Annotated in this window: 10 protein-coding genes; 9 read left to right on the top strand and 1 reads right to left on the bottom strand. The window is 60.3% G+C overall.

Translation table 11 applies throughout. The annotated features are described in order from the left end of the window. The coding region (locus ACI2JX_RS24660; protein ID WP_404691185.1) for a citrate/2-methylcitrate synthase at window positions 1–617 on the bottom strand (617 nt) is incomplete at its 3' end. A 351-nt stretch (window positions 618–968) separates the two neighbouring features. Here ACI2JX_RS24660 and sdhC point away from each other — a divergent pair. The 9 genes from sdhC (at window position 969) to sucD (ending at window position 12,305) form a co-directional block, all read left to right on the top strand. Continuing rightward, entirely contained in the window at window positions 969–1,355 is a 387-nt protein-coding gene (gene sdhC / locus ACI2JX_RS24655) for a succinate dehydrogenase, cytochrome b556 subunit (RefSeq protein ID WP_186555701.1), read from the top strand. After that, on the top strand, window positions 1,349–1,717 hold the full coding sequence (sdhD, locus tag ACI2JX_RS24650; RefSeq protein ID WP_186555702.1) for a succinate dehydrogenase, hydrophobic membrane anchor protein: 369 nt from the start codon (window positions 1,349–1,351) through the stop codon (window positions 1,715–1,717). The genes sdhC and sdhD overlap by 7 nt, the downstream gene beginning before the upstream one ends. Before the next feature lie 3 nt (window positions 1,718–1,720). Next, the gene (gene sdhA / locus ACI2JX_RS24645; RefSeq protein ID WP_186555703.1) at window positions 1,721–3,493 is read left to right on the top strand and encodes a succinate dehydrogenase flavoprotein subunit; all 1,773 of its coding nucleotides are present in this window, start codon (window positions 1,721–1,723) and stop codon (window positions 3,491–3,493) included. Window positions 3,494–3,504: 11 nt separating this feature from the next. Beyond that, window positions 3,505–4,209 carry a succinate dehydrogenase iron-sulfur subunit gene (locus tag ACI2JX_RS24640; protein WP_172231853.1) on the top strand — a complete coding sequence of 235 codons (705 nt, stop codon included), beginning with the start codon at window positions 3,505–3,507 and terminating at the stop codon, window positions 4,207–4,209. Window positions 4,210–4,455: 246 nt separating this feature from the next. Continuing rightward, a complete protein-coding gene (locus tag ACI2JX_RS24635) occupies window positions 4,456–7,287 on the top strand; it encodes a 2-oxoglutarate dehydrogenase E1 component (protein ID WP_186555704.1) in 2,832 nt (943 codons plus the stop codon). Between the two features lie 42 nt (window positions 7,288–7,329). Next, complete coding sequence (odhB, locus tag ACI2JX_RS24630) at window positions 7,330–8,553, top strand: 2-oxoglutarate dehydrogenase complex dihydrolipoyllysine-residue succinyltransferase (protein ID WP_264234966.1); 1,224 nt, start codon at window positions 7,330–7,332, stop codon at window positions 8,551–8,553. 92 nt (window positions 8,554–8,645) lie between these two features. Next, the gene (gene lpdA, locus ACI2JX_RS24625) at window positions 8,646–10,082 is read left to right on the top strand and encodes a dihydrolipoyl dehydrogenase (RefSeq protein ID WP_264234965.1); all 1,437 of its coding nucleotides are present in this window, start codon (window positions 8,646–8,648) and stop codon (window positions 10,080–10,082) included. A 172-nt stretch (window positions 10,083–10,254) separates the two neighbouring features. Next, entirely contained in the window at window positions 10,255–11,421 is a 1,167-nt protein-coding gene (gene sucC / locus ACI2JX_RS24620; RefSeq protein WP_186555707.1) for an ADP-forming succinate--CoA ligase subunit beta, read from the top strand. Next, on the top strand, window positions 11,421–12,305 hold the full coding sequence (gene sucD, locus ACI2JX_RS24615; RefSeq protein ID WP_016393102.1) for a succinate--CoA ligase subunit alpha: 885 nt from the start codon (window positions 11,421–11,423) through the stop codon (window positions 12,303–12,305). The genes sucC and sucD overlap by 1 nt, the downstream gene beginning before the upstream one ends. Window positions 12,306–12,320: the final 15 nt, after the last annotated feature.

Raw genomic sequence — 12,320 nt, 5'->3', positions numbered from 1 at the left:
GGGGTGTTGAACATCATGTGCAGGAAGTTCTCCGCGTACGACAGGTCGTTGCGCGGGTACATCATCGGCTGGCCCATGGAGTACTTGTAAACCATCGCGGCCAGGGTCGGCATCTTGGCGACCAGGCGCACCGCGGAGATTTCGCGGTGTTGCGGGTTATTGATATCCAGGGAGTCGTGGTAGAACGCCGAAAGGGCGCCAACCACGCCGCACATCACCGCCATCGGGTGAGCGTCGCGGCGGAAACCGTTGAAGAAGGACTTCAGCTGCTCGTGGACCATGGTGTGGTTCTTCACGGTGCTGACGAACTGGGCCTTCTGCTCAGCGTTCGGCAGTTCGCCGTTGAGCAGCAGGTAGCAGGTTTCGAGGTAGTCCGATTTCTCGGCGAGTTGTTCGATCGGGTAGCCGCGGTGCAGCAGGACACCCTTGTCGCCGTCGATATAGGTGATCTTCGACTCGCACGAGGCAGTCGCCATGAAACCAGGGTCGAAGGTGAAGTGACCGGTAGCCCCCAACCCGCGGACGTCGATTACATCGGGACCAACGGTGCCGGTTAAAATGGGCAGCTCGACGGGGGCAGCGCCCTCGATGACCAACTGCGCTTTTTTGTCAGCCATGTGGCCTCCTATTAATGCTAGAAATCATCAGACAGACCCCCCACGCAGGGCCCGCACCACTATAGAGGGATAAATTCGAATGTCAATTTGCCTAAAGGCTGGTTGAAATGCCCTCTAAGCCCTGATTTTTCACGAAATTGTCGCCCATTTACGCCTTTTGCTCGCTAAAGGCAATGCGCTATTTGGGCTAGCCCCTCACGTTGTCATAAGCAGCCTAACTGTCTATACTCGGCAGCCGACCGCCAGGGGCTTGCAAGCCCGACCTGATGGGGGTCGCCGTTCTCTGGGTGGTGGGTACCTGACCAGTACACTTACCAACAACTTTGCCCTGTTAGCTAGGGGCTCTTCAGTGTGAAAAAAGCCGTGAAAAGCCAACGACCTGTAAACCTAGACCTAAGGACCATCAAGCTCCCTGTCACCGCATACACGTCCATTCTTCACCGTATCTCCGGTGTCATCCTCTTCGTGGGTATTGCCATCATGCTTTATGCATTGGGCAAGTCGCTCGGATCCGAGGAAGGCTTCGCTGAGGTGAAAGCGTGTCTGACCAGCCCGCTGGCCAAGCTGGTGACCTGGGGCCTGCTATCCGCCCTGCTGTATCACCTGGTGGCAGGCGTGCGCCACCTGATCATGGACATGGGCATCGGTGAGACGCTGGAAGGCGGCAAACTGGGCTCGAAAATCGTGATTGTCATCTCCGTGGTGGTGATCGTTCTGGCGGGAGTTTGGGTATGGTAACCAATGTCACGAACCTGTCGCGTTCGGGCCTCTATGACTGGATGGCGCAGCGCGTTTCTGCGGTCGTTCTCGCGGCTTATTTCATCTTCCTGATCGGCTACCTGGTGGTGCACCCGGGCATTGATTACGCCCAGTGGCACATCCTGTTCTCCAACAACGCGATGCGTATCTTCAGTCTGTTGGCCCTGGTGGCCCTGGGCGCTCACGCCTGGGTCGGCATGTGGACCATCGCCACTGACTACCTGACGCCAATGGCGTTCGGCAAGTCGGCGACTGCGATTCGTTTCCTGTTCCAGGCGGTATGCGGCGTTGCAATGTTCGCGTACTTCGTCTGGGGTGTGCAGATTCTCTGGGGTATCTGATCCATGGCTAGCATTCCAACCATTTCCTTCGACGCCATCATCATCGGTGGCGGCGGCGCCGGCATGCGCGCAGCGCTGCAGCTGGCCCAGGGCGGTCACAAGACTGCCGTCGTGACCAAGGTCTTCCCGACCCGTTCGCACACTGTATCCGCCCAGGGCGGCATCACCTGCGCCATCGCTTCGGCCGACCCCAACGATGACTGGCGCTGGCACATGTACGATACCGTCAAGGGTTCCGACTACATCGGTGACCAGGACGCTATCGAATACATGTGTCAGGAAGGCCCGGCTGCGGTCTTCGAGCTGGACCACATGGGCCTGCCGTTCTCGCGCACCGAAACCGGCCGTATCTACCAGCGTCCGTTCGGTGGTCAGTCCAAGGACTTCGGTAAAGGTGGCCAGGCCGCCCGTACCTGTGCCGCTTCCGACCGTACTGGTCACGCGCTGCTGCACACCCTGTACCAGGGCAACCTGAAAGCCGGTACCACCTTCCTCAACGAGTACTACGCCGTTGACCTGGTGAAGAATCAGGAAGGCGCCTTTGTCGGTGTGATCGCGATCTGCATCGAAACCGGCGAAACCATGTACATCAAGTCCAAGGCCACCGTTCTGGCCACTGGCGGTGCGGGCCGTATCTACGCCTCCACCACCAATGCCCTGATCAATACCGGTGACGGTATCGGCATGGCCTTGCGTGCCGGTGTACCGGTGCAGGACATCGAGATGTGGCAGTTCCACCCGACCGGCATCGCCGGCGCCGGTGTACTGGTCACCGAAGGTTGCCGCGGTGAAGGTGGTTACCTGATCAACGCCCACGGCGAACGCTTCATGGAGCGTTACGCGCCGAACGCGAAAGACCTGGCCGGCCGCGACGTTGTCGCCCGCTCCATGGTCAAGGAAATCATCGCCGGCAACGGCGTGGGCCCGAACAAGGACCACGTACTGCTGAAGCTGGACCACCTGGGCGAGGAAGTGCTGCACAGCCGCCTGCCAGGTATCTGCGAACTGTCCAAGACCTTCGCTCACGTCGACCCAGTCGTCGCTCCGGTTCCGGTTGTCCCGACCTGCCACTACATGATGGGTGGCGTTGCCACCAACATCCATGGCCAGGCCATCACCATGGACGAAGAAGGCAAGGATCACATCATCCCTGGCCTGTTCGCCGTAGGTGAAGTGGCGTGCGTATCGGTTCACGGTGCCAACCGCCTGGGCGGTAACTCGCTGCTCGACCTGGTGGTGTTCGGCCGTGCGGCCGGCCTGCACCTGGAGAAGGCGCTGAGCGACGGCATCGAGCATCTCGACGCCAGCGACACCGACATCGAAGTTGCCCTGAATCGCCTGAACAAGCTCAACGAGCGCTCCACTGGCGAAGACGTTGCCAGCCTCAAGCGCGAGCTGCAGAGCTGCATGCAGAACTACTTCGGTGTATTCCGTACTGGCGAATACATGCAGAAGGGTATCGAGCAGTTGGCTGGCCTGCGTGACCGCATCGCCAACGTGAAGATCAACGACAAGTCCCAGGCCTTCAACACCGCGCGTATCGAAGCGCTGGAGCTGCAGAACCTGCTGGAAGTCGCCGAAGCTACCGCCATCGCGGCCGAAGCCCGTAAAGAGTCGCGCGGCGCTCACGCCCGTGAAGACTTCGAAGACCGTGACGACGAAAACTGGCTGTGCCACACCCTGTACTACCCGGGTGAGAAGCGCGTTGCCAAGCGCGGCGTCAACTTTGCGCCGAAGACCGTTCCGGCCTTCGAGCCAAAAATCCGGACTTACTAAGGGTGGCTGCTATGTTGAAAGTCGAAGTTTATCGTTACAACCCCGACACCGACTCGGCGCCCAAAATGGAGTCGTTCGACGTCGATACCGGCGGCAAAGACCTGATGGTGCTGGATGTGTTGGCACTGATCAAGGAAAAGGACGAGGGTTTCTCGTACCGTCGCTCCTGCCGTGAAGGCGTGTGCGGGTCCGATGGCATGAACATGAACGGCAAGAACGGCCTGGCCTGCATCACCCCGCTGTCGGGCGTGGTCAAGGGCAACAAGCTGATTCTGCGTCCGCTGCCAGGCTTGCCGGTCATTCGTGACCTGGTGGTCGATATGAGCATCTTCTACAAGCAGTACGAGAAGGTGAAGCCATTCCTGCAGAACGACACCCCGGCTCCGGCCATCGAGCGTCTGCAGTCGCCGGAAGACCGCGACAAGCTGGACGGTCTGTACGAGTGCATCCTGTGCGCTTGCTGCTCGACTTCCTGCCCGTCGTTCTGGTGGAACCCAGACAAGTTCCTCGGCCCAGCTGCTCTGCTGCAGGCTTATCGCTTCCTGGCCGATAGCCGTGACACCAAAACCCAGGAGCGCCTGGCGTCCCTGGATGACCCGTTCAGCGTATTCCGCTGCCGCGGGATCATGAACTGCGTAAACGTTTGCCCGAAAGGTCTGAACCCTACCAAGGCAATCGGTCACGTACGTAACATGCTGCTGCAAAGCGGCACCTGATTCAAAGCTGTTGCAAGTGCAAGACACCAAGGCGCGGGTGGTGAGCCCGCGCTGAGGTGAAACCCGAGCAAGGGCCCACAAAGCCCGCGCTCATTACCTATGAAGATATGAGACCAGCAGGGGCTTTCCGGGCTGGTACCCGGAAAATCTGCAGGATCCTCGGTGGCGTGGTTAGTCGCTGTTCTCGGGCTTTCTCATGTGTGCTGAGGCGCTTGCCGATCCGTCCCCGAACGAGGGTGACCAAGCATGCAAGAAAGCGTGATGCAGCGCATGTGGGAAAGCGCCCACCTTTCAGGTGGTAACGCTGCATATGTGGAAGAGCTCTACGAGCTCTACCTGCACGACCCTAACGCTGTGCCAGAAGAGTGGCGCACCTACTTCCAGAAGTTGCCCGCCGACGGCAGCACCGCTACCGATGTATCGCACTCGACAATCCGCGACCATTTCGTACTGCTGGCGAAGAACCAGCGCCGCGCCCAACCGGTTTCCGCCGGGAGCGTGAGCAGTGAACACGAGAAGAAGCAGGTTGAAGTTCTGCGACTGATCCAGGCCTATCGTATGCGCGGCCATCAAGCTGCCAAGCTCGACCCCTTGGGGTTGTGGCAGCGTCCTGCGCCCGTAGACCTGTCGATCAATCACTACGGCTTGACCAATGCCGATCTTGATACGACCTTCCGTGCCGGCGACCTGTTCATCGGCAAAGAGGAAGCGAGCCTACGCGAAATCCTCGATGCGCTGCAGAAGACATATTGTCGCACCATCGGCGCCGAGTTCACCCACATCGTCGATTCCGAGCAGCGCAGCTGGTTCCAGCAGCGTCTGGAAAGCGTGCGTGGGCGTCCGGAATTTTCCGCCGATGTGCAAACGCACCTGCTGGAGCGCGTGACCGCAGGCGAAGGCTTGGAAAAATACCTGGGCACCAAGTACCCAGGCACCAAGCGCTTCGGTCTTGAAGGTGGCGAAAGCCTGATCCCGATGCTGGACGAAATGATCCAGCGCTCCGGCTCCTACGGCACCAAGGAGGTCGTGATTGGCATGGCCCACCGCGGCCGCCTGAACGTGCTGGTCAACACCTTCGGCAAGAACCCGCGCGAGCTGTTCGACGAGTTCGAAGGCAAGAAGATGAACGAGCTGGGCTCCGGTGACGTGAAATATCACCAGGGCTTCTCCTCGAACGTGATGACCACCGGTGGCGAAGTTCACCTGGCCATGGCGTTCAACCCGTCCCACCTGGAAATCGTATCGCCAGTGGTCGAGGGTTCGGTGCGCGCCCGTCAGGACCGTCGCAACGACACCGTTGGCGACAAGGTGCTGCCGATCTCGATCCACGGCGACGCTGCCTTCGCCGGCCAAGGCGTGGTCATGGAAACCTTCCAGATGTCGCAGACCCGCGGTTTCAAGACCGGCGGTACCGTGCACATCGTGATCAACAACCAGGTCGGTTTCACCATCAGCAACCCGCTGGACTCGCGTTCCACCGAGTACGCCACCGACGTCGCCAAGATGATTCAGGCGCCGATCCTGCACGTCAACGGTGACGATCCGGAAGCGGTGCTGTTCGTGACCCAGCTGGCCATCGATTACCGTATGCAGTTCAAGCGTGACGTGGTCATCGACCTGGTCTGCTACCGTCGTCGCGGCCATAACGAGGCCGACGAGCCAAACGGTACCCAGCCGCTGATGTATCAGCAGATCAGCAAGCAGCGCACCACCCGTGAGCTGTATGCCGAGGCGCTGATCCAGGCCGGTCGCATCGACGCCGAGCGCGCTCAGGCCAAGATCGACGAGTACCGCAACGCGCTGGACAACGGCCTGCATGTGGTCAAGAGCCTGGTCAAGGAGCCGAACCGCGAGCTGTTCGTCGACTGGCGTCCATACCTGGGCCACGCCTGGACCGCGCGTCACGACACCCGCTTCGACCTCAAGACCCTGCAGGACCTGTCGGCCAAGCTGCTTGAGCTGCCGGAAGGCTTCGTGGTTCAGCGTCAGGTCGCGAAGATCTACGAAGATCGCCAGAAGATGCAGGCCGGTGGCTTGCCGATCAACTGGGGTTATGCAGAGACCATGGCCTACGCCACCCTGCAGTTCGAAGGTCACCCGATCCGCATGACCGGCCAGGACATCGGCCGTGGCACCTTCTCGCACCGCCACGCGGTGCTGCACAACCAGAAGGACGCCAGCACTTACGTGCCGCTGCAGAACCTGTTCCCGGGCCAGCCGCGCTTTGACCTGTACGACTCCTTCCTCTCGGAAGAAGCGGTACTGGCCTTCGAATATGGCTACTCGACCACCACGCCAAACGCGCTGGTTATCTGGGAAGCCCAGTTCGGCGACTTCGCCAACGGTGCGCAAGTGGTGATCGACCAGTTCATCACCAGTGGCGAGCACAAGTGGGGCCGTCTGTGCGGTCTGACCATGCTGCTGCCGCACGGCTACGAAGGCCAGGGTCCTGAGCACTCCTCGGCGCGTCTGGAGCGTTACCTGCAGCTGTGCGCTGAGCACAACATCCAGGTCTGCGTACCGACCACCCCAGCCCAGATCTACCACCTGCTGCGTCGCCAGGTGATCCGTCCGCTGCGTAAGCCGCTGGTGGTCCTGACGCCGAAGTCGCTGCTGCGCCACAAGTTGGCCATCTCGACGTTGGAAGACCTGGCCGAAGGCTCGTTCCAGACCGTGATCCCGGAAATCGACACGCTCGATCCGGCCAAGGTCGAACGCATCGTTCTGTGCAGCGGCAAGGTCTACTACGATCTGCTGGAAAAACGCCGTGCCGAAGGCCGCGAAGACATCGCCATCGTGCGTATCGAGCAGCTGTATCCGTTCCCTGAGGACGACCTGGTGGAGATCCTTGCCCCGTACAGCAACCTCAAGGCTGCAGTGTGGTGCCAGGAAGAGCCGATGAACCAGGGCGCCTGGTACAGCAGCCAGCACCACATGCGCCGTATCCTGGGCCGCCACAACAAGGCACTGGTCCTGGAATACGCCGGCCGCGACGCTTCCGCCGCGCCAGCCTGTGGTTACGCATCGAAGCACGCCGAGCAGCAAGAGAAACTGCTGCAAGACGCCTTCACTGTTTAATGCTTTCGCGCACCTGAAACCGAATTTAAGGAAACACTGATAATGGCTATCGAGATCAAAGCCCCAACCTTCCCGGAATCGGTTGCCGATGGCACCGTTGCCACCTGGCACAAACAGCCGGGCGAAGCCGTCAAGCGTGACGAACTGATCGTCGACATCGAGACCGACAAAGTCGTTCTGGAAGTGCTGGCTACCGCTGATGGCGTGCTGGGCGCAATCGTCAAGGGCGAGGGCGACACCGTCCTGTCCGACGAAGTCCTGGGCTCGATCGTTGAAGGCGGCGCTGCTGCCGCTGCGCCTGCTGCCGCCCCGGCTGCCGGCGCCGCTGCTCCGGCCGCTGCTGCCGATGCTGGCGAAGACGATCCAGTTGCTGCGCCTGCCGCACGCAAGCTGGCTGAAGAAAACGGCATCGACCTGGCGTCGGTCGCTGGCACCGGCAAAGGCGGTCGCGTCACTAAAGAAGACGTGGTTGCAGCCGTTGCCAACAAGAAGTCCGCACCTGCCGCAGCACCTGCTGCCAAGCCTGCCGCTGCCGCCGCCCCAGTTGTGACCGCCGCTGGCGATCGCACCGAGAAGCGCGTGCCGATGACCCGCCTGCGCGCCAAGATCGCCGAGCGTCTGGTCGAAGCCCAGTCGAACATGGCCATGCTGACCACCTTCAACGAAGTCGACATGACCGAAGTCATGGCCCTGCGTTCGAAGTACAAGGACCTGTTCGAGAAGTCCCACAACGGCGTCCGCCTGGGCTTCATGTCGTTCTTCGTCAAGGCCGCCACCGAAGCCCTCAAGCGCTTCCCAGCAGTCAACGCCTCGATCGACGGCAACGACATCGTCTACCACGGCTTTGCTGATGTCGGCGTCGCCGTCTCCAGCGACCGTGGCCTGGTGGTACCGGTACTGCGCAACGCCGAGCAAATGAGCCTGGCGGAAATCGAGAACGGCATCGCCACCTTCGGCAAGAAGGCGCGTGACGGCAAGCTGGGCATCGAAGAAATGACCGGTGGTACCTTCACCATCACCAACGGTGGTACATTCGGCTCGATGATGTCGACCCCGATCGTCAACCCACCGCAGGCGGCCATTCTGGGCATGCACAACATCATCCAGCGTCCGATGGCGATCAATGGCCAAGTGGTCATTCGCCCGATGATGTACCTGGCGCTGTCCTACGATCACCGCCTGATCGACGGTAAGGAAGCGGTAACCTTCCTGGTGACCATCAAGAACCTGCTGGAAGACCCGGCTCGTCTGCTGCTGGACATCTAAAACGCAGCTGCAAGCGGTAAGTGGCAAGCTCCAGGGGGAGTGCGCCACTTGCCGCTTGAGGCTTGCCGCTTGAAGCTTAAAAGGAATCTTTTATGACCCAGAAATTCGACGTGGTAGTGATTGGTGCAGGCCCTGGCGGCTATGTAGCCGCGATCAAGGCCGCTCAGCTCGGCCTGAGCACCGCCTGCATCGAGAAATATACCGACGCCGAGGGCAAACTGGCCCTGGGCGGTACCTGCTTGAACGTGGGTTGCATTCCTTCCAAGGCTCTGCTGGACAGCTCCTGGAAGTACAAGGAAGCCAAAGAGAGCTTCAACGTTCACGGTATCTCCACTGGCGAAGTGAAGATGGACGTGGCCGCGATGGTTGGCCGCAAGGCTGGCATCGTCAAGAACCTGACCGGTGGCGTTGCCACCCTGTTCAAGGCCAACGGCGTCACTTCGATCCAAGGCCACGGCAAACTGCTGGCTGGCAAGAAAGTCGAAGTCACCAAGCCTGACGGCAGCACCGAAGTCATCGAAGCCGAGAACGTCATTCTCGCTTCCGGCTCGCGCCCGATCGACATTCCGCCGGCTCCGGTCGACCAGAAGGTCATCGTCGACTCCACCGGCGCCCTGGAATTCCAGGAAGTGCCTAAGCGTCTGGGCGTCATCGGCGCTGGCGTGATCGGTCTGGAACTGGGTTCGGTATGGTCGCGCCTGGGTGCCCAGGTCACCGTTCTCGAAGCACTGGACACCTTCCTGATGGCCGCAGACACCGCGGTTGCCAAGGAAGCCCAGAAAACCCTGACCAAGCAAGGGCTGGACATCAAGCTGGGCGCTCGCGTGACCGGCTCGCAGGTCAACGGCAACGAAGTCGAAGTGACCTACACCGATGCCAACGGCGAGCAGAAGATCACCTTCGACAAGCTGATCGTTGCGGTCGGCCGTCGCCCTGTGACCACCGAGCTGCTGGCGGCTGACAGCGGCGTCAACATCGACGAACGTGGCTACATCTTCGTCGATGACTACTGCGCTACCAGCGTTCCGGGCGTCTACGCCATCGGTGACGTGGTACGCGGCATGATGCTGGCGCACAAGGCCTCGGAAGAGGGCATCATGGTCGTCGAGCGCATCAAGGGCCACAAAGCCCAGATGAACTACGACCTGATCCCATCGGTTATCTACACCCACCCGGAAATCGCGTGGGTCGGCAAGACCGAGCAGGCCTTGAAGGCTGAAGGCGTTGAGGTTAACGTGGGCACCTTCCCGTTCGCGGCCAGCGGCCGTGCGATGGCGGCCAACGACACCGGTGGTTTCGTCAAGGTCATCGCCGATGCCAAGACCGACCGCGTTCTGGGTGTACATGTGATTGGCCCATCGGCTGCCGAACTGGTGCAGCAGGGCGCAATCGCGATGGAATTCGGCACCAGCGCCGAAGACATCGGCATGATGGTGTTCAGCCATCCGACCCTGTCCGAAGCGCTGCATGAAGCCGCGCTGGCAGTGAATGGCGGTGCCATTCACGTAGCCAACCGTAAGAAGCGTTAATTATAAGAAACCACGGCGGGCTGCCCGTCGTGAGTCTTGCGTGCATGACTCACCGCGGAACGTCCGCCGGACCGGGCCTTTGGGACCACCCAATGGTTAAAGGTCACAGGTGGTGCGGCGCCGTAACTGGCGCAGCGCCGAAGCGCAGTACCTAACGAAGACGGTAAAAAGCATGAATCTTCACGAGTATCAGGGTAAGCAGCTGTTCGCTGAATACGGCCTGCCAGTTTCCAAGGGTTTCGCAGTCGACACCCCTGAAGCTGCAGCAGAAGCCTGCGAAAAGATCGGCGGTTCCGAGTGGGTTGTAAAAGCTCAGGTTCACGCTGGCGGTCGCGGTAAAGCGGGCGGCGTCAAGCTGGTTCGCAGCAAAGAAGACGCCAAGGCGTTCGCTGCGCAATGGTTGGGCAAGAATCTGGTCACTTACCAGACCGATGCCAACGGTCAACCAGTCTCCAAGATCCTGGTCGAATCCTGCACTGACATCGCCAAAGAGCTGTACCTGGGCGCTGTAGTCGACCGTTCGAGCCGTCGTATAGTGTTCATGGCTTCCACCGAAGGTGGCGTGGACATCGAGAAAGTCGCTCATGACACTCCTGAGAAGATCCTCAAGGCCACCATCGATCCGCTGGTCGGCGCTCAGCCGTTCCAGGGTCGCGAGCTGGCTTTCCAGCTGGGCCTGGAAGGCAAGCAAGTCACTCAGTTCGCCAAGATCTTCGTAGGTCTGGCCAAGCTGTTCAAGGATCACGATCTGGCCCTGCTGGAAGTGAACCCGCTGGTGATCAAGGCCGATGGCGATCTGCACTGCCTCGATGCCAAGATCAACATCGACGCCAACGCCATGTACCGTCAGCCTAAGCTGAAAACCTTCCACGACCCGTCGCAAGACGACGCCCGTGAAGCCCACGCTGCCAAGTTCGAACTGAACTACGTAGCCCTGGAAGGCAACATTGGCTGCATGGTCAACGGTGCCGGCCTGGCCATGGGTACCATGGACATCGTCAACCTGCACGGCGGCAAGCCAGCCAACTTCCTCGACGTAGGTGGTGGTGCTACCAAAGAGCGCGTGACCGAAGCCTTCAAGATCATCCTGTCCGACAGCAATGTCGCGGCCGTACTGGTCAACATCTTCGGCGGCATCGTTCGCTGCGACATGATTGCCGAAGGCATCATCGGCGCTGTGAAAGAAGTCGGCGTCAAAGTACCGGTTGTCGTCCGTCTGGAAGGCAACAATGCCGAACTCGGCGCTAAAGTACTGGCAGAAAGCGGTTTGAACATCATTGCTGCAACCAGCCTGACCGACGCTGCTCAACAAGTTGTCAAAGCTGCGGAGGGCAAGTAATGAGCGTCCTGATCAATAAAGACACCAAAGTCATCTGCCAGGGCTTCACCGGCTCGCAGGGTACTTTCCACTCCGAACAAGCCATCGCCTACGGCACCAAGATGGTTGGCGGCGTGACCCCAGGCAAAGGCGGCACCACTCACCTGGGCCTGCCAGTGTTCAACACTGTGAAAGAAGCTGTAGAAGCTACCGGCGCTGACGCGTCGGTGATCTACGTTCCGGCGCCTTTCTGCAAAGACTCGATCCTGGAAGCGGCCTTCGGCGGCATCAAGCTGATCGTCTGCATCACCGAAGGCATTCCTACCCTGGACATGCTCGATGCCAAGGTCAAGTGCGACGAGCTGGGTGTTACCCTGATCGGCCCTAACTGCCCAGGCGTTATCACTCCGGGCGAGTGCAAGATCGGCATCATGCCAGGTCACATCCACTTGCCAGGCAAGGTCGGTATCGTTTCGCGTTCCGGCACCCTGACCTATGAAGCCGTCAAGCAGACCACCGACGCCGGCTTCGGCCAGTCGACCTGCGTCGGCATCGGCGGTGACCCGATCCCAGGCTCCAACTTCATCGACATCCTGAAGCTGTTCCAGGAAGACCCGAAGACCGAAGCGATCGTCATGATCGGTGAGATCGGCGGTTCGGCTGAAGAAGAAGCGGCTGCCTACATCAAGGCCAACGTCACCAAGCCTGTCGTGTCTTACATCGCTGGTGTTACCGCACCTGCTGGTAAGCGCATGGGCCACGCTGGCGCGATCATCTCCGGCGGCAAGGGTACTGCAGACGAGAAGTTCGCTGCCCTGCAAGACGCTGGCGTGAAAACCGTGCGTTCCCTGGCAGACATCGGCAAGGCCCTGGCCGAGCTGACTGGCTGGGAAGCCAAGAAGTAAGTAACACGTAGTACC

It is taken from the genome of Pseudomonas sp. NPDC088890, from assembly GCF_044900155.1.
GTDB lineage: Bacteria > Pseudomonadota > Gammaproteobacteria > Pseudomonadales > Pseudomonadaceae > Aquipseudomonas > Aquipseudomonas urmiensis.
Note: the sequence above shows the minus strand (reverse complement) of the source record. Positions and strands in the feature narration are given on the sequence as shown.

What these genes read in the sequence shown, in the direction of transcription:
- lpdA (WP_264234965.1), top strand. Translation starts at nt 8,646, where the DNA reads ATGACCCAGAAATTCGACGTGGTAGTGATTGGTGCAGGCCCTGGCGGC.
- ACI2JX_RS24635 (WP_186555704.1), top strand. Translation starts at nt 4,456, where the DNA reads ATGCAAGAAAGCGTGATGCAGCGCATGTGGGAAAGCGCCCACCTTTCA.
- sucC (WP_186555707.1), top strand. Translation starts at nt 10,255, where the DNA reads ATGAATCTTCACGAGTATCAGGGTAAGCAGCTGTTCGCTGAATACGGC.
- sucD (WP_016393102.1), top strand. Translation starts at nt 11,421, where the DNA reads ATGAGCGTCCTGATCAATAAAGACACCAAAGTCATCTGCCAGGGCTTC.
- sdhD (WP_186555702.1), top strand. Translation starts at nt 1,349, where the DNA reads ATGGTAACCAATGTCACGAACCTGTCGCGTTCGGGCCTCTATGACTGG.
- odhB (WP_264234966.1), top strand. Translation starts at nt 7,330, where the DNA reads ATGGCTATCGAGATCAAAGCCCCAACCTTCCCGGAATCGGTTGCCGAT.
- ACI2JX_RS24640 (WP_172231853.1), top strand. Translation starts at nt 3,505, where the DNA reads ATGTTGAAAGTCGAAGTTTATCGTTACAACCCCGACACCGACTCGGCG.
- sdhA (WP_186555703.1), top strand. Translation starts at nt 1,721, where the DNA reads ATGGCTAGCATTCCAACCATTTCCTTCGACGCCATCATCATCGGTGGC.